Raw genomic sequence first — 25,658 nt, forward strand, 5'->3', positions numbered from 1 at the left:
GGGGACGGCTTTGCAAAACACTGAAGATCTTCTTTACAAACTATTGGCAGGCCAGCTGAAATCTGTCGGATTTTTTACGGAAAACGAAACGCAGCCTGTCATGCAGGGGTTTTACGGCAGGTGGCTGGAAGAAAGCATCTCCATCTTGGTGCAAAAAGGCTTTTTGAAACAGTCAGGCAGTACGTATGTGTTAACGGGTCCGATAGAGCGTGCGGACGTTCTGTGGCAAGAATGGGATGAAAAGAAAGCTCCTTTACTCAAGGACAGCAGCAAACAGGCGATGATCACCTTAGTGGAGACCGCTCTCAGAGCTTTGCCGGATATTTTATCCGGCAGAGTTTCTGCCACTGATGTCCTGTTTCCTGATTCCTCAATGGAATTGGTGGAAGGAATCTATAAAAACAATGAAACGGCAGACTACTTTAATGAGGTGCTCGCTGACACATTGACGGCTTTCATTGAAGAACGCCTGAAAGAAGACCCGAACGCGGAAATCCGGATATTAGAGATCGGAGCGGGGACGGGCGGGACGAGCGCGGCCGTTTTCAAAAGATTAAAAGAGTACAAACATCATGTGAAAGAATATTGCTACACCGATCTGTCAAAGGCCTTTTTCATGCATGCTGAAAAAGAATACGGTCCCGACAATCCGTATTTGACTTATAAGCGGTTTAATGTGGAAGAGCCCCCGGCTTTGCAGGGTATAGAGGCGGGCGCATATGACGCGGTAATTGCGGCAAATGTGCTTCACGCGACAAAAAATATTCGGCGGACACTTCGCAATGCCAAAGCGGTGCTTAAGAAGAATGGGATTTTGCTATTAAATGAGATCAGCAGCCATTCGGTTTATTCTCATCTGACATTCGGCCTTTTGGAAGGCTGGTGGCTGTATGAAGACGCCAAACTGCGCATTCCCGGATGCCCGGGGCTGTATCCTGAAGCGTGGCAGTCTGCGCTGGAAAGCGAGGGATATCGGTACGTTACATTTATGGCGGAATCGTCACATCACCTCGGCCAGCAGATCGTGGCGGCAGAAAGCGACGGTGTCATCAGGCAAAAGCAGCCGGACGCGCAGGCGGTTGAAGAAACTGCGGCTTCCAAAGAGCCGGCTGATTTCACAGAACCGTCTTTCTCAGTCACAGACCGGACTGTGCAATTCATAAAAGAAACGTTAGCCAAGTCCATAAAGCTTGCTCCCGAGCGCATTCAGCCGGAAACCAGCTTTGAAAAATACGGCATCGACTCCATTTTGCAGGTGAATTTTATCCGCGAACTGGAAACATTGACGGGCGAGCTGCCGAAAACGATCTTATTTGAACACACGAATACGAAAGAACTTGCCGGGTATTTGCTGGAAACTTACCCGGATAAGCTGCAACAGGCATTCGGAGCCGAACAAGCGCCTCCTGAAACAAAGCATCCGGAACCTGCAATGAATGAACCGGTGCCGCTTGTCACGGAAACGCGGCGATTTATCAATGAACAAAAAGAGCCAAAAGCGCCAAAGCCGGAAACAGAAACCGTCACCGTTAATCGTTCTGATCGTGACGACATTGCCATTATCGGCATCAGCGGCCGCTATCCCGAGTCTGAAACCCTCGATGAGCTGTGGGAGCATTTAAAAGCCGGAGACAGCTGTATTACGGAAGCTCCGGAAAACAGATGGAAATCCGGTCTTCTGAAAACAATGGCAAAAGAAACACGAAAAGAAGAACGCAAAACACGGTACGGCGGATTTCTGCAGCATATTGACGATTTTGACCATCACTTGTTTGACATCCGGGAAGACCATGTGATGGAGATGACGCCTGAGCTCCGTCTAAGCTTAGAAACCGTATGGGAAACATTTGAAAATGGCGGTTACTCGTTAGAAAGAGTAAACGAATGGCAGGAATCAGACAGCGGCATCGGTGTATTTATGGGCAGTATGTACAATCAATATTTCTGGAATATCCCGTCATTGGAAAAAGCTGCGCTCAGCTCTAACGGAGGGGATTGGCATATCGCCAACCGCATTTCCCACTTTTTCAATTTAACGGGCCCGAGCATGGGCGTTACGACCGCATGCTCCAGCTCACTGAGCGCCATTCATCTCGCCTGTGAAAGTCTGAAGCTTAACAGCTGTTCCATGGCGATTGCCGGAGGGGTCAATCTCACGCTTGAACCGTCTAAATATGATGCGCTCGAACGGGCGAATTTGCTTGAACAGGGAAGTGAAAGCAAAAGCTTCGGAACCGGCACGGGCCTGATGCCGGGAGAAGGAGTCGGGGCGGTGCTCTTGAAGCCGCTCTCCAAAGCGCTTGCCGACAAAGACCATATTTACGGGGTCATTAAAAGCAGCGCGTTGTGCCATAGCGGCGGAAGGCAGATGTACACGGCTCCGGATCCGAAACAGCAGACGAAGCTCATGGCGGCTTCCATCGAAAAGGCCGGAATCAATCCGGAAACAATCAGTTATGTTGAATCAGCGGCAAACGGCTCTGTATTGGGAGACCCGATTGAGGTCATTGCCCTGACAAATGCGTTCGCGCAATATACTGATAAAAAACGTTTTTGCGCGCTTGGATCCGTCAAGTCAAATCTCGGTCATTTAGAGGCGGCTTCCGGCATGTCCCAGCTCGCGAAAGTGCTGCTGCAAATGGAGCGGGAAACATTAGTCCCGACGATTAATGCAAAACCGCAAAATCCGAATATCAACCTTGAACAAACGGCTTTTCACCTGCAGGAAAAAACCGAGTATTGGGAGCGTATGAGGGATGCCGAAACGGGGGACATCATCCCGCGGAGAAGCATGATTAATTCCTTCGGGGCAGGCGGAGCATATGCAAATCTCATCGTAGAAGAATATATCAGCCCGAATTCCGATCAGGCCCGTCACGGCGATGAGGAATATATTTTCCCTGTGTCAGCGAAAACAAAATGGAGTTTTGAAGCCTATCTTGACAGACTGGCGGCCTTTTTAGAAAAGACGCCATCTCTTCATCCGGCCGCCATCGCATCCGCGCTGCAAAAAAGAACGCATCATTCGGAGTATCGGGCGGCATTTACGGCTGCTTCCGTTCAGGAACTGCTGGAAAAGCTGGCCGCTTACCGCATGGATCAGCGGAATCTCAATTTCTCTGAATCTGATATTGGCCGGCGTGCGCGGCAATGGGAAAAAGGAGAGAATATCGCGTTTGATCAGTTGCAGCAAGAGCACGCCGTTCATCTGCCGGCCTACGCTTTTGACCACGGGACTTCTTTTCAATTCGGTGAATCAGAAAACGCTGCCGGCGTTCAGGCGGTATACAGTGATGACGACCCATACGTGAAAGGGCATCAATTCAGCGGAGAAACGGTACTCGTCGGCGCTACATATAACAGTCTGGCAGTCGATCATTTTTGTGATCTTTTTCCTGAAGCGGAAGGAGGACAAATTAAAAAACTGAATTACGTCAGCCCCATTACCGTAAAAAAAGGATATCGCATCGAGCTGAAAACAGAATCGAAACAAAACGGGGATGGATTTGAACTGAGCATAATGCACCGCAGCCGCACGTCTCCTGATTGGAGCATAGCGGCGTATGCCGAGTGCAGCCCCTATCCGTTTCAAAAGCAGCACGCGGATCTGGCGGCCATTCAGCAATCTTACCGGGAAGTGGGCCGGATAGATGAGTTATACGGAGACGGAACGGGAACCGTCGTGTGGGGAGAAGAATTTAAAACGATCACCCGCCTGTACAAAGGCTCTGATGCCGTTTTAGCGAAAGTGAACCTGAACAATAGCGACTCACAACAAGCGCATCATTATGCCGTAAATCCGTTAATCGCCAACAGTGCTTACTTGGCCTCACTTTCTTTATTGGATCAAACGGAGGCGGAAAGCTATCTGCCGTTCGGCATTAATTCCGTCACCTTCAGCAGCCCTGAAGATCTTACCGATTGCTGGCTGCACATCAAGCTGACCAAACAAACGGGGGAAATGATTCTGATTAACGCAGATGTCATCAGCAGCCGATCGGAAGTGGTGATGCGTTTTGAAGGCTATGCCCTGAAACGGTTCCGCCCGAAAACCGAACAGATGAATCAGCCGGCCCGAACGGCTGTTAAGAATACGGGGGCACCGATTTCTGCCGGCAGTCTGACAGATGATATCCGCAGCTACGTCCTTGGCAAGCTCGCCAAGATGATGGGTGAACCCGGGCCATCTCTTCGTTCTGACGCGAATATCATGGAATTGGGACTTGATTCAGCGAGCCTGATCGGGCTGACAAAAGAGATCGGCCAAGAGGCGGACATCGATGTGAATCCAACATTGTTTTTCGAGTATCCGACCGCGGAGGAGCTGACCCGCCACTTCGCGTCAGCATATGAGAGCAAGTTTTCTCAATTTCTTGCCGATCATAAGCATTCAGAAGAGGCCAGGGTCACGGAAACAGAAGAGCGCACTTTACCGAAGAAACAGCATACGCCTTGTGATAACGCCGATATCAAGCAAGGAATCGCGATTATCGGTATGTCAGCTCAGTTTCCGCAATCCCCGGATATCCAGTCTTTTTGGGAGCACATCGTAAACGGGGATCACTGTATTACCGAAATTCCGGCGGACCGCTGGGACTGGCGCCGTTACGCCGATGATGAGAATGACACGAGTCTCAGATGGGGCGGTTTTATTGACGGTGTCGGCGAATTTGACCCGCTCTTTTTCGGAATTTCCCCTAAAGAGGCATCACAAATGGGGCCGGAGCAATTTCTGCTTTTGATGCATACATGGAAGGCAATGGAGGATGCGGGCCTGACAAATAAGGCGTTATCAAGCAGACCGACAGGCGTTTTCGTTGCCGCGGGCAACAGCGATCCGAACAATGGAACAGCCATCCCGTCCATCATTCCGAACAGAATATCATATGCCTTGAATTTACAAGGACCGAGTGAATATTACGAGGCTGCCTGCACGTCAACGCTGGTGGCATTGCACAGGGCGGTTCAATCAATCCGTCATAACGAATGTGAGCAGGCTGTCGTGGGCGCCGCCAATATTCTGCAGTCGCCGAAGGGTTTTATCGGTTTTGATTCAATGGGGTATTTAAGCAAAAACGGCCGGGCGAAATCGTTCCAAAAAGATGCCGATGGCTTTGTCAGAAGCGAAGGGGCGGGCGTTATCATCATCAAACCGCTTGAGGCGGCAATTGAAGACGGCGATCATATTCACATGGTCATTAAAGGAACAGGATTGTCTCACGGCGGTAAAGGCATGTCGCTTCACGCACCGAATCCGGCGGGAATGAAGGCCGCGATGAAAAAAGCGTACGAAGACACCGATGTTGATCCGCAAACCGTCACTTATATTGAAGCGCACGGCATTGCCTCCGAAATGGCAGATGCGCTGGAGTTTAATGCAATCAAAGCGGGTTACGGCGAGTCTGCAAATCAAGAGGAAAGCGCGCCTTGTTATATCAGCACCGTGAAACCTTGCATCGGGCACGGCGAACTCGCTTCCGGACTGGCCGCCCTTATAAAAGTGGCGATGGCCATGAAGCATCATACCATCCCGGGCATTCCCGGATTTACAGCTGCAAATGAGCAAATGGCCATTCAGAAAAGCCGCTTCCGTTTCACCGAAGACAATCAGGAATGGACACAGCTCACCGACCATACGGGCAGACCGATCCCGCGCCGGGCCGCAATTAACAGCTATGGCTTCGGCGGCATGAATGCGCATGTCGTCTTGGAACAGTACAGCCCGAGCCATAAAGACAAAGAATCTGTGCATGAACCGCAGCTTATCGTGCTTTCTGCTAAGAGCGAAGGGCGTCTTAAGGCGGCCGCAAGTCAGCTGGCTGATTTTGTGCAAACTGGAGATACTCCGTCATTGCGGGATATTGCTTATACGCTTCAGACCGGCCGTGAGGCGATGAACTGCCGCCTGGCACTCGTTGCCCGCAATCAAGATGAATTGCTGGAAAAACTGAAAGAGTACAGAGCATTTTCCGAAGAAAGCAATGGAATGAAAAGCTTCTTTACAGGCAGTCAGCAGACTGGATCAGGAGATATCGGCATTTTACTGGAAGGGACTCTCGGTACAGTCGTCACGGAGACGCTGTTGGCTGAAAACAATCTCGAAAAACTTGCATTTTGCTGGGTGAAAGGTGCGGATATACCGTGGGACAGACTCCACCAAGGCAAATCTGTTCAAAGAGTGCCGCTTCCGACATATCCTTTTGAAAACCATAAGTATTGGAAAGGCGGTCAGCCAGAAGACATCAGCCTTGCACCGGTTTCACAGGACCCTCAGCTCTGCCGCGAGAGCGCAGCTGACATTGTGGCTGACATTCTGGGGATGAAGGCAGCGGAAATTGATCAAAATAAGCCGCTGACTGAATACGGCTTCGATTCAATCTCCTCTATTCAGCTGTTGAAAAAATTTGAGGACGGAGACAGCCGCATCAGTCTGGAGGCTCTTCAGAAATGCAGCACTCTTCAGGAGATCGGCATGCTGTTAAAAACGGACCAACCACAGGAGACGGGCCGGAATTTTCCCGAACTCGTCAAGCTGAATGAAAGAGAAAAAGGCCGTCCTGTTTTTTGGTTTCACGGCGGAACAGGAGGCGTGGAAGCATACCAGCCATTCGCCAAAAAGAGTCAGCGACCTTTTTACGGCATCCAGGCAAGAGGTTTGACAGGGAAAGAGCCGCTGCAAGGAATCGAAGAGACGGCCGCTTCTTATAAGAGAATCATCCAAGCGGTACAGCCGAAAGGCCCTTATGATCTCGGCGGATATTCCTTGGGCGGAATGCTTGCATATGAAACCGCGCGCCTCTTGCAGGAGGAAGGTCATACGGTAAAAAGCGCCGTCATGATCGACACTCCGTACAGTGAAAAATGGAAAGAAAGAAAACCATCTGTTAAGTCAGTCATGCTGCAAACGATCAATACGATGCTTACAGCATATCTTAAGCCTGAAAACCTTGAAGAGGCATTAATCAGCAGAGAAGACATTACCGCCCAGGCTGAGGAAGAAGAAGTATTGAAAGAATTGATCGGCCTTGCCAAAAAGCGCGGTCTGCCAAAATCCGAAGAAGCGATCCGGATGCAGCTGGAGCAAATGATGAAGACGCAGCTCGCTTACGGAATGGAAGAGTATGACATGAAGCCGCTGCCTCATCCGGAAGCGCTGCAATGCTATTACTTCCGTAATAAAAGCGGTTTGTTCCTCGGAGATCTTGAACGTTATCTGACGGCAGAGGAAGAACAAATTCCGTTAGACCATGATGCGTATTGGAAAGAATGGGAACACCAGATGAAACAGTTTCACCTGCTGGACGTTCACTCTTCCAATCATGTCACAATGCTGTCGGAACCGAAGCCGCAAAACGCCATTAAGGCATTCTGCGAAAAACTGTACGCAAACAAAGGAACGATAAGCGCAAATTTCCTTAAATCTTTCAGAAAAAAGCTGGACGAAACAAATGAGTTGGTAAAACGGTAATAGAGAACGGCCGGAGCAATCCGGCCGCTTTTTTTATCTATATAGAACTAAATTTACTATGTACTAAATTTTCATTGTTGTATTGATTTCTGTTTATAAGACATTAAAAAAACCCCCGATAAACAGGGGGCGCTATTAAAATCTGACAGGCAATGTTTCAAGCCCTCTCAAAAACACATTTTTTCTCCATGTTACATCCTCGGCCGCGCCTTTCAGCTCTATATTCGGAAACCGTTTTAAAAGCGCAGTAAAGGCAATGGATGCTTCCATCCGGGCGAGCGGAGCCCCGAGACAAAAATGAATGCCGAATCCAAAAGAGATATGACGGTTCGGTGTTCTCGCTGTATTTAATGTATCAGGATCATCAAAATATTCCGGGTCCCGATTGGCTGAACCGATGCCGATAAATATCATATCGCCTTTTTTAATAGAAACATCTTTAAAAGTGAAATCTTCAATCGCCCATCGATTTGCCATCATGATGACGGGAGAGGTATAACGCAAAAGCTCTTCGACCGCCGTCTGGATATTTTCCGGCTGCCGCTTTATCTTCTCCATCTGGTCTTTATGCAGAAGAAGCGCCAGGGTGCCGGAGCCGAGAAGGTTAACCGTTGTTTCAAGCCCGGCAACGACTAACAAAAACAGCATGGAATACAGCTCTGATTCACTCAGCTTTTGGCCGTCCTCTTCAGCGTAAATAAGCTTGCTCGTCAAGTCTTCACCCGGATGTTTTCTTTTTTCTTCGATCAGTGTTTTCATATATTGTTTAAATTCTTTGAGAGCCTGGTTGGTCGCATCTTGTCCGCTTTCTGACGTGTCGACCATTGCGTTTGTCCACACTTGAAATTTGGCGCGGTCCTCTTTCGGAATTCCGAGCAGCTCGGAAATGACGATAAACGGAAGCGGTGCGGCGAAATCTCTCATGATATCAGGGTCTGCTTTTGTTTCCATTTCATCCAGCAGCTCTTCTGTGATCTGCTCTATCCCGGTGCGAAGCTGCTCAATCATCCGGGGAGTAAACCCCTGATGCACCAAAGATCGAAGTCGTGAATGATCCGGGGGGTCTTTTGCCAGCATATGCTCTGAGACAAAATCGATATCTTCACTGACATTCAGCTTCGCGATCAGCTCCTTCGGCATGACTCGTTTTACATCTCTCGTAATTCTGCCGTCTTTCAAAAACGCCATACAATCATCATAACGCGTGATGAGCCAAGCCGGAAAGGTGCCTCCAAAACGCTGCAGTTCGAATTTATGTATGGGGTCCTGCTCTCTGAATCTGCTTAAAACCGCAAAAGGGTTTTCGTGAAACTCGGGTGAGTGTGGGTGAAACATTGTTTTTTCCATCTGGATTTCCCCGCCTTCATGTTTTTGAAACGACATAACAAACAGCCGGTGCCTGCCGACCGGACGGCATTCCTCCTTTTATCTGCCGAAGACACTGATCACAACGGCTCATAAGTATGTCTAAAATATATAAGGAAACAGTAGCCGGTTCAATAGACAAATCGTAAAGCCGCCATTTTCGTTGATTATCAACAAAACAGCAAACTTTTTTTGCCATTTCATCATGTGTGTTAAATCCGGCTAATATACATATTTACGCTTCATATCAACTTCTAAGGAGGATGTGAATGAATGCGTTTATGAAATGGGCGGCAAGTCTGCTTTTGGTGATCTCTCTTCAGTTCGGCTTTACGGGCGCCGGCATCCATTCGGACAGTGCTGCTCGTGCCGCATCCCGATACGATCAGGTGCTGTATTTCCCGCTGTCAAAATATCCGGAGACGGGAAATCATATAAAAGACGCCATTTCGGCAGGTCATTCTGAGATTTGTACAATTGATCGGGGCGGAGCGGAAAATAGAAGGAAAGAATCATTGAAAGGAATTCCGACAAAGCCCGGGTTTGACCGTGATGAATGGCCCATGGCAGTCTGCACAGAAGGCGGGGCGGGGGCTGATATCAGATATGTAACCCCGTCGGATAACCGCGGGGCCGGTTCATGGGTTGGAAATCAAATGAGCGGATATTCCGACGGCACGAGAGTATTATTTATCGTTCAGTAGCTTCTCCGGTTCGCCGGAGTTTTTTTATGCTCTGAAAAAGCGGCACGCCGGCTGGACATATGAAATGGCAAAGAGTAAACTTATTATTTGGAATCAGCATGAGAAAGGATTGGATCACATTGACAGTGACTACATACCGAAATATTGCACTTTTACTTCTTTGTTTAACAGCGGGAATTGTGGATGTGATCGGTTATTTAAGCCTGGGACATATCTTTACCGCCAATATGACGGGGAACATCGTTCTGTTCGGCCTGGCGGTCGGCAACTCATGGCACCTTGCCGTACTCAAATCGTTAACCTCGTTAATCGGATTTATTGCGGGCGTTATTGCCGCGGCCCTGCTTGTAGGCAATAAAAAGAAATCATTCTGGCCCCCTGCGGTAACTGCCGCTTTAGCTATTGAAGGAGCTGTTTTGCTGCTGTTTGCTTTGTTCTCCTGCTTTTTTGCAGATGCCATTTCTGTTTATGTGCTGATTATGCTGCTCAGCTTCGCAATGGGAATGCAGACGACAGCCGCGAGAAAACTTGGTGTAGCGGGGATTTCCACGACCGTATTAACGGGAACGCTCGCTAATTTTTTTGAAGATCTCACCGCAAGGTTTTACAAAGCGGACAAGCGGAAGCAGTTTACGAGAGATGCTGTATTGCGCGCGCTTGCCTTGGTGCTGTATTGCTTTGGGGCGGTTATAGGCGCTTTTGCCGAACCGGATTATAAGTTTGCCGTGATCTGGCTCCCGATTATCATTATTTTAGGCATTATGCTTTGCGCATTCACGATGTTCCACGGATATTCAGAAGAAAAAAACCAATAAAAAAACGCCGCTGATTCAGGGCGTTTTTTCTTTTTATTGCTCTTTCCGGGTCCCGATTGTATAAACGGCCCGATCTGTATGTACCTTTAATCCGTCTTGCTCCTTTTGGATGGTGATGTCACCGAGCAGAGGGATTTCATACGCATCTTGGGGAAGCGGGACATTTCCTTCCTCCGTATAGGTTGTGCCGTGCCCTTTTAAGACGAGTTCTTCGTCCGCTACATAGTCATCGGGATGGTTTGTCCGGCGGACGAGAACATCATCAAGGTGAAGCATGATCTGGTCCATATCAGAAATCTCGTTTCGGCTGTCTGTCAGCTCTCCTTTTCTGATATCAAGCGTTTGTCCGATCTGTTTTTGCAGCCATTCAGACAATTCTGTGTTTGTAAGTGCCATTGTGATTCCTCCTTTTATCTACACCATACTTATTCCCTATTTTTTTAGAAATACACTGCCTTGCATTGATCTTTTTTTCTGACAGCCGATTTGTGAAGCGTTCCGAGTTTCTTCATTATAAATGTTTCATCTGTTCACCTGAAAAACGGAGTCATCTGCAGGTGCAGACGACTCCGTTCTCATGATAAAAAGGTTACTCTTTCGGCACGGCGTTTTCAGCGTTTACTGCGCCCGCTCCGTAAATGTTCGGATCTTCATTTGTCCATTTATCCGGACTTTGTTTGATCAGTGTTTTCACTTCGTCAGGCGAAAGCTGCGGGTTCTGCTGAAGGATTAAGGCGGCAATGCCCGCACAGATCGGAGTGGCCATGGACGTGCCCGACAGACTGAAATACAAGGAGCCTACACGGTTTGATTTCTGTAATTTATCAAGGTATGAACGCGGAGAACGGAGAGATACGATATCGACCCCGGGCGCAAGAATGTCAGGCTTCTCTTTTCCGTACACCGTCGGGCCGCGGCTTGAGAAAGAAGCGACCGTATCGTCCTCATTGCCGGCCGTATCATTGTCATCATAGGCGCCTACCGTGATGACCTTCTCGCTGACACCGGGGCTTGAAATCGTTTGAGCTTCCGGACCGGAGTTGCCCGCGGCGACGCAGACGACGATTCCTTCATTCCATGCCTCTTCAACGGCCTTGACGAGCGGGTCGTCCGTTTCTTTATCATATCTGAGCGCATCTCCGCCCAGTGACATGCTGATGATTCTGATCGGATTCTTTGTGTGTTCTTTATTATATTGTATGCACCATTCCACACCTTCAATGATATCAGCCAAGGTTCCTGATCCTGATTTGTTTAATACCTTGACTCCGATCAGATCGGCTTCCGGCGCCGGCCCCTGATATTTACCGGAAGATGAAGCGCCGCTGCTTGCGATATCACCGGCGCAATGGGTGCCGTGTCCGTTGTCATCATACGGTTCTGTCTTTTGGTTGACAAAGTCCGCAAATCCGATAACTCTGCCTTCTAAATCGGGATGCTGATAGATTCCGGTATCAATAACGGCGACGGTTACGCCTTTTCCTGTTAATACGGTGCCGTTACGGGTCACTTCTTTTGCATGAGACGATTCAGCTGCCGTATCAAGGAGCGCTTTTACTTCACGGTTTAAATAGATTTTACGGATATCCCGGCATTGCGAAAGAAGCATGTGAAGGGCGGACGGAGTGACTTCGGCGCTGCAGCAATTGATTGTTTGAAACTGCTTTTTTATGGTGCAGCGTTTTTCTTTTGATAAGACCTGTCCTGTGCTGTGAAAACCGGATTCATGGCAGCCCTCTTCAAATTCAATGATGACTGACATTTTCTTTCTGTTTTTCACCTTTTTTTCGAAAAACTTGTGCAAAAAGCAAGGTGTCCATTTGAAAGGTTTATATAACTGTAATACGTTTTCTCTGAGCGGCCAGTCCAGCTTATGAGCATTTGACCGCACCATTTGTACCATTGAGTAACCAAACATATATACTTTTCCTCCCATTCTGGCGATTCTCTCTATACCATATGAACAGGCCGTATGTTCGGTCAGTTTGTTTGTCCTTCAGGAGCGCTGGTTACTTGCGGCTTTTTCAGGAGAAGAAATCGAGTTGAAACAGAATGTTTGTTCGTTTATAATGAAGCCGGCGGAAGGAGGTATATACATGAACATAATATTGAGACATTCCTTGGAAAAACAGCTTCCGATTGATATTATATATATGAAAAAAGACGGTTCCATTTCAAAACGGACCATTATGATAAAAAAAGGGGATGAGCGGGCTGTAACGGCATTTTGCTGTACAAAAAGGCAGATGAGAACTTTTTTGACGGGCTCCATTCTGTCCTGCGCATTTGCTTCGGGAGGCGGATATTCATTTTTAAAAGCGTATTCTTGATGCCGTCCGTTTCCGGCCGTGAATCTCCCGCCCCTGAAAATTCGGGCGTTCCTCCCTTTTTTTTTGCCCTCTCTCAACCTTTTTTCACTGATGCCCGGCATTTGAGCGCTTGAACCGTGACAATCCATTGATTTTTCGAAACCGGGAAGTTTTTCACTGATGATAATGTTAATAGAATGTTAAGATAAGACCTATTGACAAAAATCCATATAATGAACATGTCATTTTTCAGAAAGGAGCAAAGAAGGAGAGCTGATGAAAAGAATTTTACTTAATGTCATCATTATCGTAGCAATGGTCTTACTAATAAGATGTGCTCATTATGCGTCAGACCCTGATCCCTCGAATTCTTCTGATACATACACAGATTTTAAAGATTTGGCTGAACATGAAGACCCCGATGATTATCATATATCGTACAATAAGCGAAAGGGGAGCCCCGTATTGATCATGTCGCCGCACGGAGGGAGAATTGAGGGCGGGGTGAGCGAGATCGTCCGCTCTTTCAGAGATGATTACTCAACCTATCTGTTTGAGGGATTAAAAACGCATGATAACCAGACTCTTCATATTACGAGCACCAGGTTCGATGAGCCTTCAGCAGTCGAAAGCATTAAGCAGCACCATTATGTTATCGCAGTTCACGGTTATAAAGGCGACGAGAAAAATACTCTTGTCGGAGGAAGCGACCGGAAGCGGGCGAAAAAATTGGTGAGAGCTCTCGAACGAAACGGATTTTCTGCAGAATTGGCAACCACAAAAACCGGTCTGGCCGGGGTTGACACCGAAAATATCAATAACCAGGCGCAAACCGGGCTGAGCATACAGCTTGAGATCAGCAGAGAACAGCGGGAAGCGTTTTTTGATAATTTTGATTACCGCGAAAGGGAATTCACAAAAACGGAGGAATTTTACCGGTTTGTCCGTACGATAAAAAGAGTGATCAATCAAGAGTATTCGTAAGCTTAAAAAAAGACAAACGAGTGAAAGATGAGTAAACTGAAAAAAAGGAGGTTTGTCCCTTGGCAAAACATCACTTTTATTTAAAAGCAAATTGGCCCGGAAATCGCAATGACGTCGGCGATATTAAAAGCGGCCGGCTGGAAACGGCTGTGTCCATTCCTAAGGAAATGGACGGACCCGGAGAAGGCACAAATCCTGATGAAATGCTGCTTGGAGCGGCCGCTACCTGTTATATTATAACGCTTGCGGCGATGATGGAAAGAAGCGGCCTGGATAAAGAAGATCTGCATATGGAATCTGAAGGAATTGTAGACGTCACGAACGGTGTGTTCACGTACCAGAAAATCATTCACCGTCCGTTTATATTATTAAAGCCGGATGCAGCCGAAACGGACTTTACGCTCGCCAGGAAGTTAGCGCATAAAGCAGAGTCCTCATGTATGATTTCACGAGCGGTTCAAGGAAACGTGGAGATGGAGCTTGAGGTTGAAGTAAAAGCTGCCCGCGCTTGACGAGTTCAAACGGTCAGCTCCGGGCCGTTTGATTTTTTTTAGCTTTTTGAGACTTGGAACGGTTCAGCAGGATGACGCCCGTGATGACCAAAACAAGCCCGATCATCATTTTGACTGTCATGGCCTCCTTAAAAACAAAAAAGCCGACAATTGCCGTTAAAGCGGTGCCGACACCTGACCATGTCGCGTATGCGGCGGATAAATCAAGGCTTTTCAATGAGAAGCTCAAAAACATAAAAGAGGCTCCGATTCCGGCAATGACGCCGAGAGCGGGCCACAGGTGCGTAAAACCGTCCGACAGCTTCAGCATCGTGCTCCCGAACACTTCTGATACAATGGCTAATGCCAAGCAAAGTAATCCTTTCATCAGCATGCCTCTCCTTTCTACCAATTCATCAAAATGACACCGGCCAATAAGAAAAAGAGTCCGATGACGGCCTGCTTGTCCAGTTTTTCATGAAACCATTTCGCTCCGATAATGGATGCGAGCACCGTTCCGGCTCCGCTCCATGTTGCATAGGATAAGCTGAGCGGAATGAGATTCAGTGTCAGTGAAAGCATATAAAAGGCCAATGAATAGCCTGCCACTACAAGCGCGCTCGGCAAAAACCGCGTAAATCCGCGGGAGACCTTCAGCATGGCCGCGCCGATTGACTCTGATAAAATAGCAATTGTGAGGAAGATATAACCCAGAATCATATCAAATCCCCCTCTCATCATAATCCTTATGCCTTTTGTTTAAGGCAGTAAAATAAAATAATATCCGAACTTTGCCCGCCAAGTCAAGACATTAGGCCTATACAAAAAGGCCCCCGGGGAGGAGCCTTTTTGATTCGTCAATAGTAATACGGATAACCTCCGTACGGATAGCCGTAGCCGTAACCTCCGTACAAATACGGATTGAACAAAGCGCTTCCGACAAGCCCCCCGACAAGCCCTCCGACAAACGGTCCGCCGTAAAAACCAAACGGCCGTCCGAACCCGCCAAACCAAGGGCGGCCAAACCAAGGCCGGCCAAAACCAAAACCCGGCCGTCCGAAGCCGAATCCGAATCCGGGACGCCCGAATCCGAATCCCGGCCGTCCGAACCCAAATCCGGGCCGTCCAAACTGTCTCATATCACTATCTGCTTCGTATGTGTATTCTTCATTCATAATTTAGGTACCTCCAAGAATAAATTTGAGATGATAACAGAGTATTCAGCCCACCAATTTTTGATTGGGCGTTTATCAAAAAAATAAAGGAGTGAGCTTTTGTGGGCCTGTATCAGTCCGATTGGTCAAAAAAACCTCCGCACACACACGCATACCGGGCGGTTACGGATGTAGTGCAGGGGCATTACCATTTGATTGAAGGCTTTTCGCAGCCGGAGAACGGCAGCAATACAGATAAGCATACACATTTCTATACGGGCATCACCTCGTTTGAAAACGGCCATTTTCATAGGTATTACGGCATTTCCGGCCCTGCCATCCCGAGGGTTGACGGAACACATTACCATGAGCTTTCAGAGACCACCTTTGCCGCCTACAATGAGCCGATTCAGATCCAGCACGGCGGCGTCGTTTACGATCCGCGGGAGGAAGGACGGAAAACGCACCGCCATACGCTCAAAGGAAAAACGAGAGAGGTTGTCGGAAACGAGCCGATCGGGTGGTAGCGGACGTTTAGCGCTCAGGAAAAAGGGCAAAATGGATAGGTGCCTGAAGAAATGAATGCTATAATTAGGGGGAGATTTATAAAAGAGAGTGATACATATTGAAAAATAAAAAACAGCCTGTCGTCATACTCGTCGGACCGACGGCAGTCGGAAAAACAAAACTAAGCATCGGACTCGCGAAAATGCTGAATGCGGAAATCATCAGCGGAGATTCCATGCAGGTATATAAAGGGATGGACATCGGAACGGCCAAAGTCACCGAAGAAGAGACAGAAGGCGTGCCGCATCACCTGATTGATATTTTGGAGCCGTCCGACACTTTTTCAACGGCGGATTATCAGAAAATGGTAAGGGGAAAAATCACCGAGATTGCCGATAGAGGAAAGCTGCCGATGATTGTCGGAGGGACGGGTCTGTACATTCAGTCCGTGCTGTATGACTATACGTTCACGGAAAACTCCGGCGACCCTGTATTCCGGGAGCGCATGGAGAAACTGGCGGCTGAAGAAGGGGCGGAAGCGCTTCATGCCAAGCTTGCGGCAGCCGACCCGGAAGCGGCGGCAGCCATTCATCAAAACAATACGCGAAGAGTCATCCGCGCGCTCGAAATCTTGCATGTATCGGGAAAAACAATGTCAGAGCATCTTAAAACCCAAAAACGGGAGCTGCTTTACAATGCTGTTCTTATCGGTCTTACAATGGACAGAGAAGTGCTGTACGCCCGGATTAACGAGCGCGTTGACCTGATGCTGGAAACCGGCCTTCTTGACGAAGTAAAGCGGCTGTATGATATGAATATACGGGACAGCCAATCGATTCAGGCGATCGGCTATAAAGAGCTGTATGAATATCTTGATGGAAAAGTGCCGCTCCCTCAGGCTGTGGAACAATTAAAACAAAATTCTAGGCGATATGCGAAACGCCAGCTGACCTGGTTTCGCAATAAAATGCCCGTTTCATGGACAGATATGACCCCGCCTGTTGATATTGAGCAGAAAAAAAAGGAAATTTTCAAGTGCATAGCAGGAAAACTGGAAATTTAATCGAAACAGTATTGTATTGAGAACCAAGGAGGACGAAACATGAAACCGATTAATATTCAAGATCAGTTTTTGAATCAAATCCGAAAAGACAATACGTTCGTCACGGTGTTTTTACTCAACGGCTTCCAGCTTCGCGGCCAGGTAAAAGGCTTTGACAACTTTACCGTTTTGCTCGAAACGGAGGGGAAGCAGCAGCTTATTTATAAACATGCCATCTCCACGTTCGCCCCGCAAAAAAACGTCCAGCTTGAGCTTGAATAGACTTTTTGAAAAAAGACCATGAACAATGGTCTTTTTCTATGCGCATCTGTATATTGCAGGCTGTATATCGGAAACATAAAAGGGGGTTCGGAAAATCGTGTTCGAAAGTGAAAATGAACTGAGAAGAATCAGAATTACGCTCGTTTGGATCGCTGTTTTTTTGCTGTTTGGAGCTTGCAGCAATCATGAGACGGTGGTGACGGATGATGACGGCGGTTCAACGGATACCGAACCGCAGACAGAAGGCATGGTGCAGCTGGAACATAATCGTTTCGGCATCGTTGAGGACGGTTACTTAAAAATATACCGCTATGATGAAAAAACGAATAGAATCGAACTGAAAAAAGAAACGGCGCTGGATGAGCTTGAATAAATTTCACAAGCGTTCGAATTTACAAAGCGGGCCGCACAAGCTACACTAAGTACTGACATTGATCATGCAGAGGGTGAGACGATTGAAACACAAGGTGATAATCAACCATTGGGAAGAAACTTGTGAAGATGATTCCTGCTATGAATATGGAACCAGCATCATCGTTGACGGCAAAGAACTGATCAGAGAGGCTTCCATCACAAGCGCTCTGAAAGCCGTACTGAAAGAAATCGGTGCTGATGTGGAGATTGAAGAAACCGTTGAAAGCGAAAAAAAATGTGATTCTTACAAAAAATAAGAATAAAAGTCTAGACTACTAAGCAGTTTTTTTTCATGTTATGATAGACATCGGCTTACACATGACACCTTGAGTAGGATGAGAGATGATTCTCGTTCTGCTCTCTTTTTTGGGCGTTAATCGGGCCAGAGCCAAAGTCCGCTCTTTCAAAAATATGAATTTTTTATAAATCGTTCTCAATATGTTGTGTTTTTCTGAGAGGTTAGTATACTATATATAGTGTTAAGAGATTCATTATTTTTGATAGGTCGTGATAAGGATGGTTCAAATCATATTTGATTCAAAGACAGGGAATGTTCAGCGTTTTGTGAATAAAACAGACTTTCAGCTGATCCGCAAGGTGGACGAAACGGACCACGTGGACACTCCGTTTGTTTTGGTCACCTACACGACAAACTTCGGTCAGGTACCGGCATCAACACAATCATTTCTCGAAAAATACGCCCATCTCTTATTAGGAGTCGCTGCGAGCGGCAACAAAGTATGGGGCGATAACTTTGCAAAAAGCGCCGATACCATTTCAAGACAATATCAGGTGCCGATCTTGCACAAATTTGAACTCAGCGGCACATCTAAAGACGTTGAATTGTTTACTCAGGAGGTAGAAAGAGTTGTCACAAAATCAAGTGCCAAAATGGATCCAGTTAAATAACGAAATCATGATCCAACAGGATGGAAAATTCCAGTTTGATAAAGATAAAGAGGCTGTACATAGCTATTTTGTTGACTATATCAATCAAAACACAGTTTACTTTCACGATTTAAAAGAGAAGCTGGATTATTTGATTGAAAACCAATACTACGAAGAGGAATTCTTAAGCCTTTACTCTTTTGAAGACATTAAAGAAGTGTTTAAGACAGCTTACGCAAAGAAGTTTCGTTTTCCTTCCTTCATGAGTGCGTTTAAATTTTATAATGACTATGCTTTGAAAACGAATGACAAGAAAAGAATCCTCGAGCGTTATGAGGACCGAATCTCAATCGTCGCGCTGTTCTTCGCAAACGGCGACACTGAGAAAGCAAAAGAATATGTAAACCTGATGATCAACCAGGAATATCAGCCGAGTACACCGACATTTTTGAATGCCGGCAGAAAACGCCGCGGAGAACTGGTGAGCTGCTTCTTGCTCGAAGTCAATGATTCCTTAAACGATATTTCACGGGCGATCGATATTTCCATGCAGCTGTCTAAATTAGGCGGCGGGGTTTCTCTTAATCTGTCCAAGCTTCGCGCGAAAGGCGAAGCGATTAAAGATGTTGAAAACGCCACAAAAGGTGTTGTAGGCGTCATGAAGCTTCTTGATAATGCGTTCCGTTACGCTGACCAAATGGGCCAAAGACAAGGCTCAGGTGCGGCGTATTTAAATATTTTCCACCGCGATATCAATGATTTTCTTGATACGAAAAAGATTTCTGCGGATGAAGATGTGCGCGTCAAAACGCTTTCTATCGGTGTCGTCATTCCGGATAAGTTCGTTGAGCTTGCACGTGAGGATAAAGCGGCTTATGTATTCTATCCGCATACGATTTATAAAGAATACGGCCAGCATATGGACGAAATGGACATGACGGCGATGTATGAGGAGCTTGTTGACAACCCGCGTGTCAAAAAAGAAAAAGTGAATGCGCGCAAATTGCTTGAAAAGCTTGCCGTTCTCCGTTCTGAGTCAGGTTATCCGTACATTATGTTCCAGGACAACGTAAACAAAGAGCACGCGAATAACCACGTATCAAAAGTGAAATTCTCGAACCTTTGCTCTGAAGTGCTTCAGGCGTCACAGGTTTCGGCTTACACAGATTATGATGAAGAAGACGAAATCGGCTTGGACATTTCCTGCAACCTTGGTTCATTAAATATTTTGAATGTCATGAAACATAAATCGATTGAGCGCACGGTGAAACTCGCGACGGATTCCCTGACTCATGTATCTGAGACGACGGACATCCGCAACGCGCCGGCAGTCAGACGCGCGAACAAAGCGATGAAGTCCATCGGTTTAGGCGCCATGAACCTTCACGGCTACCTGGCCCAAAACGGCATCGCGTATGAAAGCCCGGAAGCAAGAGATTTCGCGAATACGTTCTTTATGATGGTGAACTTTTATTCCATTCAGCGTTCAGCTGAGCTTGCGAAAGAAAAAGGCGAAACGTTTGAGCATTATGAAGGCTCCACTTATGCAACGGGAGAATATTTCAATAAATACATCGAAAAAGAGTTCTCACCGGCATATGAAAAAATCGCTGCGCTCTTTGAAGGCATGCACATTCCGACAATCGAAGACTGGAAAGAGCTGAAGGCGTTTGTCGCCGAAAACGGCATGTACCACAGCTACAGACTGTGCATCGCGCCGACAGGTTCCATTTCCTACGTCCAATCCAGCACGGCGTCCGTTATGCCGATCATGGAACGGATCGAAGAAAGAACATACGGAAATTCAAAAACGTATTACCCGATGCCGGGGTTAGCGTCTAATAACTGGTTCTTCTACAAAGAAGCTTATGATATGGACATGTTCAAAGTGGTGGATATGATCGCGACAATCCAGCAGCATATCGATCAGGGAATCAGCTTTACCCTGTTTTTGAAAGATACGATGACAACTCGTGATCTGAACCGTATTGATCTGTATGCCCACCATAGAGGCATCAAAACCATTTACTATGCAAGAACGAAAGATACCGGGCAGGACAGCTGTCTTTCTTGTGTCGTTTGATTAAAGGAGAGTTTACAGTGACAAAAATTTATGACGCAGCAAACTGGTCAAAGCATGAAGATGATTTCACCCAAATGTTTTACAACCAAAACGTAAAGCAGTTTTGGCTTCCGGAAGAGATCGCATTAAACGGCGATCTCCTCACTTGGAAGTATTTGGGTAAAAATGAGCAGGATACGTACATGAAGGTGCTCGCCGGCCTGACACTGCTTGATACAGAGCAGGGGAACACGGGCATGCCGATTGTGGCCGAGCACGTCGAAGGCCATCAGCGAAAAGCGGTTCTTAATTTCATGGCGATGATGGAAAACGCGGTGCACGCAAAATCATATTCAAATATTTTTATGACGCTTGCTCCGACTGAAACGATCAACGAAGTATTTGAATGGGTAAAGCAGAATAAATATTTGCAGAAAAAAGCGCAAATGATTGTCGGGCTTTACAAAGCCATTCAAAAAGATGATGAAATTTCACTGTTCAAAGCGATGGTTGCTTCCGTCTATCTGGAAAGCTTCCTTTTCTACAGCGGTTTCTATTATCCGTTATATTTCTATGGACAAGGAAAACTGATGCAAAGCGGTGAGATCATTAACCTGATCCTTCGTGACGAAGCGATTCACGGCGTGTATGTCGGTCTCCTTGCTCAGGAAATTTATAATAAACAGACAGAAGAGAAAAAAGCAGAGCTTCGTGAATTTGCGATTGACCTTCTGAATCAGTTATATGAAAATGAGCTTGAATATACAGAGGACTTGTACGATCAAGTCGGACTCTCACACGATGTAAAGAAATTCATCCGCTATAACGCCAATAAAGCTTTGATGAACTTAGGGTTCGATCCTTACTTTGAAGAAGAGGATATTAATCCGATCGTATTAAACGGATTAAACACCAAAACAAAATCACATGATTTCTTCTCCATGAAAGGGAACGGCTACAAAAAGGCGACGGTAGAACCGATTAAGGACGAAGATTTTTATTTTGGCCAAGATGAAGAGCAGATATAATATCTGCTCTTTTGGCTTGAATGGAGAGGTAAGACAGGAGGAACGGTCATGAATAAAATGGATGAAATCATCTTGGCTGCACCGCGGAGTGACGTCTTTCAAAACGAAATGCTGACATTTCAGGGAGTCAACAGCGAAGATGAACGTATCGTAAACATTATGGCTCAAATTGAGGCGCATTTTTTTGAAATCAGAAGAGGCGACGCGGAAGAGGACCCGCGATTTAAACAGCCGATTCCGTATGTCGTCATCCGCCGCGATGATGAGGTGTTTGTGTATGAACGGCTCGCGGGCGGAGGGGAATCGCGCCTCCATAATAAGCTTTCTCTCGGCTTCGGCGGACACATGAACCCTATGGAAGGGGCGGCTTCATTTTCGGAAGTGCTGAAACAGAATACCGACCGGGAGCTGGCGGAAGAACTGTACATTCGCGAGGAGGACAAACAAAACATTGTCACACTCGGCCTGATCAATGATGATGAAAACGATGTAGGGAAGGTGCATATCGGCATCCTTTCTGCGCTCCAGTTAGCGTCTGCGGCACAAGTCGAAGTGAAAGAAAAAGATCAAATCGCCGGCCGCTGGATGAAACTGAGCGAACTGAAAGAGGAAAATGTGTATCAGCGTCTTGAAGCTTGGTCTCAGTTTGTCGCCGATATACTTCAATAACAAAAAACCCCCGTTCGTCCAAAAAAAGGGAGAGCGGGGTTTTTTCATTTAGTCTTGCACAATGAAGGCATCAAATCCGGCTTTTTCGGCCCGCGCTGCCAACGCTTCAGCGTAATCTCTGGAAGAGAATGCGCCGATCTGCACTTTAAATAAGCCGCCTTTTGGAAGCACAATCGCGTCAAAACCTTTAGACTCCGCATCGGAGGCAAGCGCATCAGCATTTGCTTTCACTTTGAATGCACCGATTTGCACTTTATATAAGTCAGCTTTTTTTTTAGACCGAAAGCTTGCTCCAAGCCCTTGGCATGTCCTCTTGCAAGGCTTTCAATAAAACTGGCTGTTTTCAGTTTGTTTGCATCAGCTGACGTATCAACAAAACCATTCTCCGTCAAAATCGCCGGCATACTTGTCTCCCGCAGCACATGGAAGTTGGCTGTTTTTTTTCCTCGGTCATTAAAACCTGATGCTTGAATCACTTGCGTGTGGACGGCTGATTGGTAAGTCGAGGTCGGCGCTCCGACACCGGGGTAAATATAGCTTTCGAATCCGGTTCCGCCTCCTGAGTTAATATGAATGGATAAAAAATAATCTGCGCCCCAGCTGTTGGCGGCATCCGTTCTTTCCGTCAGGCTGACCGTCTTATCGCTTGTCCTGCTCATCGTGACAGAAACTCCTTCATACTCATTCGTCAGAATCGTGCGCAAAGCCAGCGCGATCTCCAGCGTGACCGCTTTTTCCTGAAGTCCGTTTCCGGTTGCACCTGAATCAGTTCCGCCATGACCGGGGTCTATAAAAATTTTAACCATTCTCCATCACCTCATTACAGCATATGATGATATTCAAATAGTGCTTGTACGGCTGTCATTCATAAAAAAAATGAGAAATATACCCAACATTTCCCGGAAAATAAAAATAAATGGTTTGTCCTCCCGTTTCTGCTGAATACAATAAGAAATGAAAAATATTTCTCGGGAAAGCGCAGGATTCAACATCATTCCCGAAGAGAACGGAAAAAGTGACAGATAAAGAGGAAAACGGGTCTCATGATGATAGGCGGATGTCACGGAACCGCTTCATCATGAGTAAGATAAAGAGAGAACAGAGAGGTGAGCATGTTGGAGCGCGCTGTAACCTATAAAAATAACGGACAAATTAACATCATTCTTAATGGCCAAAAGCAAGTGCTGACAAATGCGGAAGCTGAGGCGGAATATCAGGCCGCCCTGCAAAAAAATGAAGCCAAGCACAGCATTCTGAAAGAAATTGAAAAAGAAATGAACACATTAGTGGGTATGGAAGAAATGAAACGCAACATTAAAGAAATTTACGCGTGGATATTCGTCAACCAAAAACGGGCCGAACAAGGGCTTAAAGTCGGAAAACAAGCTCTTCATATGATGTTCAAAGGAAACCCCGGCACCGGGAAAACCACCGTCGCGAGACTGATCGGCAAGCTTTTCTTCGAAATGAACGTGCTTTCCAAAGGACATCTGATCGAAGCGGAACGTGCTGATCTGGTCGGTGAATACATCGGACACACAGCGCAAAAAACGAGAGATCTGATTAAAAAATCGCTCGGGGGCATTTTATTCATTGATGAAGCATACTCACTTGCAAGGGGCGGAGAAAAGGATTTCGGTAAAGAGGCGATTGATACGCTTGTCAAGCATATGGAAGACAAACAGCATGAATTTATTCTGATCCTGGCAGGGTACTCGAGAGAAATGACACATTTCCTGTCATTAAATCCCGGCCTGCAATCGCGTTTCCCTATCAGCATCGATTTTCCGGATTACTCTGTCACTCAGCTGATGGACATCGCAAAGCGCATGATAGCAGAGCGGGAGTATCAATTAAGCCAGGAAGCCGAGTGGAAGTTAAAAGATTACTTAATGACAGTGAAAAGCACGACAAGCCCCATTAAATTCAGCAACGGGCGCTTTGTCAGAAACGTGATTGAAAAATCAATCCGCGCTCAGGCCATGAGACTTTTAATGGGAGACCAATACTTAAAAAACGATTTAATGACGATCAAGAGCCAGGATTTACTTATAAAAGATGAGGCGGCAGCTCACGAATAGACCTCTCAGCCGGTCTGAGGGGTCTCTTTTTTATTTCTCTCTTTAAAACCCGCCGGATGTGTGGTATACGGCCTGCGGGTTTGGTATGATAGTACTACTGCCCAATACGACACAGAAAGGAACATCCATTTGAACGAACAGGAAGGAAAAAAAGAAACGGTCATTTTGGTCGGCTGCCAGCTTCCGCACATGACAGATGAGCACTTTGAACATTCCATGGAAGAGCTTGCTTCATTGACAAAAACGGCTGACGGAACGGTGCTGACCCGGATTACGCAAAAACGGAACAGAGCGGATGCCGCTACATATATAGGCAAGGGGAAAGTAGACGAGCTGAAGGCGCTGTGTGAAGAGCTTGAAGCGGATCTGGTCATTTTTAATGATGAACTGTCACCGAGCCAGCTTAAATCACTCGCCACTGCAATTGAAGCGAAGATCATCGACCGCACGCAGCTTATTTTGGATATTTTCGCAAAAAGGGCGAAGACGAGAGAAGGAAAGCTTCAGATCGAATTGGCCCAGCTTCAATACGCGCTGCCCCGTCTGAGCGGACAAGGAATCAATCTCTCAAGACAAGGCGGCGGAATCGGGACGAGAGGGCCCGGTGAGACAAAGCTTGAAACAGACCGGCGCCACATTAGAAACCGCATACACGAAATTAACGTGCAGCTGTCAACGGTTATCCGCCACAGAAGCCGTTATCGGGAGAGACGTAAAAAGAACGGCGTGCTTCAGGCTGCGCTCGTCGGGTATACCAATGCCGGAAAATCAACATGGTTCAATCAATTAACGAGCTCAGACAGCTATGAAGAAGATCTGCTGTTTGCAACACTTGATCCGATGACGAGAAAGATGGCGCTCCCAAGCGGCTACAGTGTCCTTTTGTCTGATACGGTCGGCTTCATTCAGGATCTGCCGACGACGCTGATTGCCGCTTTCCGCTCAACGCTTGAGGAAGTGAAGGAAGCAGACTTGATCATTCATGTCATTGATTCATCCAATGAAGATTATGCCGGGCATGAACAGACGGTCCTCGGTCTGTTAAAAGAGCTTGAGGCAGATGATATTCCGGTGCTGACCGCTTATAACAAACGTGATGAGACACTTCCTGACTTCATCCCGACAGCGGGAGAAGGCCACATCATGATCAGCGCCAGAATCGCCGGGGATGAAGCAAAACTAAAAGCGGAAATCGAAGCTTATTTGCGCCGGGAGCTGATGACGCCGTATGAAGTTCATGTGCCTGCCGCCGAAGGCAAATTGATGTCACGCATCAAATCAGAGACCATGATCGACAGCCTTTATTTTAATGAAGAAAATGAACGCTACGAAGTCTCAGGTTATGTACAGGAAGAACAAAGCATACTCGGAGAACTGAAGAAATTCATGTAAGGA

The 25,658-nt window shown here is 46.8% G+C and carries 23 protein-coding genes and 1 pseudogene; 17 read left to right on the forward strand and 7 right to left on the reverse strand.

Features of this window, described 5'->3' with window-relative positions; all coding sequences use genetic code 11:
- The first annotated feature begins 10 nt into the window (after positions 1 to 10).
- Positions 11 to 7,468: a beta-ketoacyl synthase N-terminal-like domain-containing protein gene (locus V7728_RS09480; protein ID WP_099566754.1), complete on the forward strand. Its 7,458-nt coding sequence runs from the start codon at positions 11 to 13 to the stop codon at positions 7,466 to 7,468.
- Positions 7,469 to 7,603: 135 nt separating this feature from the next.
- On the opposite strand, the gene V7728_RS09485 is transcribed toward V7728_RS09480, so the two are convergent.
- Positions 7,604 to 8,815, reverse strand: a complete 1,212-nt coding sequence (locus V7728_RS09485) for a cytochrome P450 family protein (protein WP_099567274.1) — start codon at positions 8,813 to 8,815, stop codon at positions 7,604 to 7,606.
- A gap of 287 nt (positions 8,816 to 9,102) precedes the next feature.
- Between V7728_RS09485 and V7728_RS09490 the strand changes: the two genes are divergently transcribed.
- Positions 9,103 to 9,537, forward strand: coding sequence for a NucA/NucB deoxyribonuclease domain-containing protein (locus V7728_RS09490; protein ID WP_012117601.1), 435 nt, complete (start codon positions 9,103 to 9,105; stop codon positions 9,535 to 9,537).
- Positions 9,538 to 9,596: 59 nt separating this feature from the next.
- A complete protein-coding gene (locus V7728_RS09495; protein WP_052827449.1) occupies positions 9,597 to 10,352 on the forward strand; it encodes a YoaK family protein in 756 nt (251 codons plus the stop codon).
- A 33-nt stretch (positions 10,353 to 10,385) separates the two neighbouring features.
- On the opposite strand, the gene V7728_RS09500 is transcribed toward V7728_RS09495, so the two are convergent.
- Together V7728_RS09500 and V7728_RS09505 are read right to left on the reverse strand one after the other, a co-directional pair.
- Complete coding sequence (locus tag V7728_RS09500; protein ID WP_007410383.1) at positions 10,386 to 10,748, reverse strand: hypothetical protein; 363 nt, start codon at positions 10,746 to 10,748, stop codon at positions 10,386 to 10,388.
- A gap of 193 nt (positions 10,749 to 10,941) precedes the next feature.
- Positions 10,942 to 12,270 carry a S8 family peptidase gene (locus tag V7728_RS09505; protein ID WP_047935736.1) on the reverse strand — a complete coding sequence of 443 codons (1,329 nt, stop codon included), beginning with the start codon at positions 12,268 to 12,270 and terminating at the stop codon, positions 10,942 to 10,944.
- A 178-nt stretch (positions 12,271 to 12,448) separates the two neighbouring features.
- On the opposite strand from V7728_RS09505, the gene V7728_RS09510 reads away from it, so the two are divergent.
- From V7728_RS09510 to V7728_RS09520, 3 genes are all read left to right on the forward strand, one after another.
- Positions 12,449 to 12,682: a hypothetical protein gene (locus V7728_RS09510; protein WP_015239897.1), complete on the forward strand. Its 234-nt coding sequence runs from the start codon at positions 12,449 to 12,451 to the stop codon at positions 12,680 to 12,682.
- A 255-nt stretch (positions 12,683 to 12,937) separates the two neighbouring features.
- Entirely contained in the window at positions 12,938 to 13,645 is a 708-nt protein-coding gene (locus V7728_RS09515; protein ID WP_012117604.1) for a poly-gamma-glutamate hydrolase family protein, read from the forward strand.
- Between the two features lie 59 nt (positions 13,646 to 13,704).
- A complete protein-coding gene (locus tag V7728_RS09520) occupies positions 13,705 to 14,157 on the forward strand; it encodes an OsmC family protein (RefSeq protein ID WP_012117605.1) in 453 nt (150 codons plus the stop codon).
- 13 nt (positions 14,158 to 14,170) lie between these two features.
- Here V7728_RS09520 and erbB read toward each other — a convergent pair whose 3' ends face one another.
- From erbB to V7728_RS09535, 3 genes are all read right to left on the reverse strand, one after another.
- Complete coding sequence (erbB, locus tag V7728_RS09525; RefSeq protein WP_007410379.1) at positions 14,171 to 14,524, reverse strand: SMR family multidrug efflux transporter EbrB; 354 nt, start codon at positions 14,522 to 14,524, stop codon at positions 14,171 to 14,173.
- Positions 14,525 to 14,541: 17 nt separating this feature from the next.
- Positions 14,542 to 14,856, reverse strand: a complete 315-nt coding sequence (gene erbA, locus V7728_RS09530) for an SMR family multidrug efflux transporter EbrA (protein ID WP_007410378.1) — start codon at positions 14,854 to 14,856, stop codon at positions 14,542 to 14,544.
- Between the two features lie 137 nt (positions 14,857 to 14,993).
- Positions 14,994 to 15,311, reverse strand: coding sequence for a hypothetical protein (locus V7728_RS09535; RefSeq protein ID WP_032866021.1), 318 nt, complete (start codon positions 15,309 to 15,311; stop codon positions 14,994 to 14,996).
- A gap of 101 nt (positions 15,312 to 15,412) precedes the next feature.
- Here V7728_RS09535 and V7728_RS09540 point away from each other — a divergent pair, with 101 nt between their 5' ends.
- From V7728_RS09540 to V7728_RS09580, 9 genes are all read left to right on the forward strand, one after another.
- Complete coding sequence (locus V7728_RS09540; RefSeq protein WP_015239899.1) at positions 15,413 to 15,817, forward strand: YmaF family protein; 405 nt, start codon at positions 15,413 to 15,415, stop codon at positions 15,815 to 15,817.
- Positions 15,818 to 15,915: 98 nt separating this feature from the next.
- Positions 15,916 to 16,860: a tRNA (adenosine(37)-N6)-dimethylallyltransferase MiaA gene (miaA, locus tag V7728_RS09545; protein ID WP_099566755.1), complete on the forward strand. Its 945-nt coding sequence runs from the start codon at positions 15,916 to 15,918 to the stop codon at positions 16,858 to 16,860.
- A 39-nt stretch (positions 16,861 to 16,899) separates the two neighbouring features.
- Complete coding sequence (gene hfq, locus V7728_RS09550) at positions 16,900 to 17,121, forward strand: RNA chaperone Hfq (protein ID WP_003154064.1); 222 nt, start codon at positions 16,900 to 16,902, stop codon at positions 17,119 to 17,121.
- 97 nt (positions 17,122 to 17,218) lie between these two features.
- The gene (locus tag V7728_RS09555) at positions 17,219 to 17,494 is read left to right on the forward strand and encodes a YmzC family protein (protein WP_025284768.1); all 276 of its coding nucleotides are present in this window, start codon (positions 17,219 to 17,221) and stop codon (positions 17,492 to 17,494) included.
- Positions 17,495 to 17,576: 82 nt separating this feature from the next.
- Positions 17,577 to 17,792 (forward strand): hypothetical protein, encoded by a 216-nt coding sequence (locus tag V7728_RS09560; RefSeq protein WP_003154062.1) that lies wholly within the window; start codon positions 17,577 to 17,579, stop codon positions 17,790 to 17,792.
- Positions 17,793 to 18,051: 259 nt separating this feature from the next.
- A complete protein-coding gene (gene nrdI, locus V7728_RS09565; RefSeq protein WP_003154061.1) occupies positions 18,052 to 18,444 on the forward strand; it encodes a class Ib ribonucleoside-diphosphate reductase assembly flavoprotein NrdI in 393 nt (130 codons plus the stop codon).
- Positions 18,404 to 20,506, forward strand: a complete 2,103-nt coding sequence (nrdE, locus tag V7728_RS09570; protein WP_007611605.1) for a class 1b ribonucleoside-diphosphate reductase subunit alpha — start codon at positions 18,404 to 18,406, stop codon at positions 20,504 to 20,506. The genes nrdI and nrdE overlap by 41 nt, the downstream gene beginning before the upstream one ends.
- Before the next feature lie 17 nt (positions 20,507 to 20,523).
- Positions 20,524 to 21,513: a class 1b ribonucleoside-diphosphate reductase subunit beta gene (gene nrdF, locus V7728_RS09575; RefSeq protein ID WP_012117608.1), complete on the forward strand. Its 990-nt coding sequence runs from the start codon at positions 20,524 to 20,526 to the stop codon at positions 21,511 to 21,513.
- A 48-nt stretch (positions 21,514 to 21,561) separates the two neighbouring features.
- Positions 21,562 to 22,182 carry a hypothetical protein gene (locus V7728_RS09580; protein WP_012117609.1) on the forward strand — a complete coding sequence of 207 codons (621 nt, stop codon included), beginning with the start codon at positions 21,562 to 21,564 and terminating at the stop codon, positions 22,180 to 22,182.
- A gap of 48 nt (positions 22,183 to 22,230) precedes the next feature.
- Here the strand turns inward: V7728_RS09580 and V7728_RS09585 are convergent.
- Positions 22,231 to 22,988, reverse strand: a pseudogene (locus tag V7728_RS09585) (N-acetylmuramoyl-L-alanine amidase).
- Positions 22,989 to 23,294: 306 nt separating this feature from the next.
- On the opposite strand from V7728_RS09585, the gene spoVK reads away from it, so the two are divergent.
- Together spoVK and hflX are read left to right on the forward strand one after the other, a co-directional pair.
- Positions 23,295 to 24,263, forward strand: coding sequence for a stage V sporulation protein K (gene spoVK / locus V7728_RS09590; RefSeq protein ID WP_015417523.1), 969 nt, complete (start codon positions 23,295 to 23,297; stop codon positions 24,261 to 24,263).
- 129 nt (positions 24,264 to 24,392) lie between these two features.
- Complete coding sequence (hflX, locus tag V7728_RS09595) at positions 24,393 to 25,655, forward strand: GTPase HflX (RefSeq protein WP_015239904.1); 1,263 nt, start codon at positions 24,393 to 24,395, stop codon at positions 25,653 to 25,655.
- Positions 25,656 to 25,658 lie beyond the last annotated feature (3 nt).

Source organism: Bacillus sp. JHAA (assembly GCF_036961585.1).
GTDB classification, from domain to species: domain Bacteria; phylum Bacillota; class Bacilli; order Bacillales; family Bacillaceae; genus Bacillus; species Bacillus velezensis.

Coding starts and splice junctions, on each gene's coding strand:
- hfq (WP_003154064.1), top strand. CDS start 16,900: ATGAAACCGATTAATATTCAAGATCAGTTTTTGAATCAAATCCGAAAA.
- V7728_RS09505 (WP_047935736.1), bottom strand. CDS start 12,270: ATGTTTGGTTACTCAATGGTACAAATGGTGCGGTCAAATGCTCATAAG.
- V7728_RS09535 (WP_032866021.1), bottom strand. CDS start 15,311: ATGAATGAAGAATACACATACGAAGCAGATAGTGATATGAGACAGTTT.
- erbA (WP_007410378.1), bottom strand. CDS start 14,856: ATGATTCTGGGTTATATCTTCCTCACAATTGCTATTTTATCAGAGTCA.
- nrdI (WP_003154061.1), top strand. CDS start 18,052: ATGGTTCAAATCATATTTGATTCAAAGACAGGGAATGTTCAGCGTTTT.
- V7728_RS09500 (WP_007410383.1), bottom strand. CDS start 10,748: ATGGCACTTACAAACACAGAATTGTCTGAATGGCTGCAAAAACAGATC.
- V7728_RS09485 (WP_099567274.1), bottom strand. CDS start 8,815: ATGGAAAAAACAATGTTTCACCCACACTCACCCGAGTTTCACGAAAAC.
- V7728_RS09515 (WP_012117604.1), top strand. CDS start 12,938: ATGAAAAGAATTTTACTTAATGTCATCATTATCGTAGCAATGGTCTTA.
- V7728_RS09580 (WP_012117609.1), top strand. CDS start 21,562: ATGAATAAAATGGATGAAATCATCTTGGCTGCACCGCGGAGTGACGTC.
- V7728_RS09495 (WP_052827449.1), top strand. CDS start 9,597: ATGAAATGGCAAAGAGTAAACTTATTATTTGGAATCAGCATGAGAAAG.
- V7728_RS09490 (WP_012117601.1), top strand. CDS start 9,103: ATGAATGCGTTTATGAAATGGGCGGCAAGTCTGCTTTTGGTGATCTCT.
- spoVK (WP_015417523.1), top strand. CDS start 23,295: ATGTTGGAGCGCGCTGTAACCTATAAAAATAACGGACAAATTAACATC.
- V7728_RS09510 (WP_015239897.1), top strand. CDS start 12,449: ATGAACATAATATTGAGACATTCCTTGGAAAAACAGCTTCCGATTGAT.
- erbB (WP_007410379.1), bottom strand. CDS start 14,524: ATGAAAGGATTACTTTGCTTGGCATTAGCCATTGTATCAGAAGTGTTC.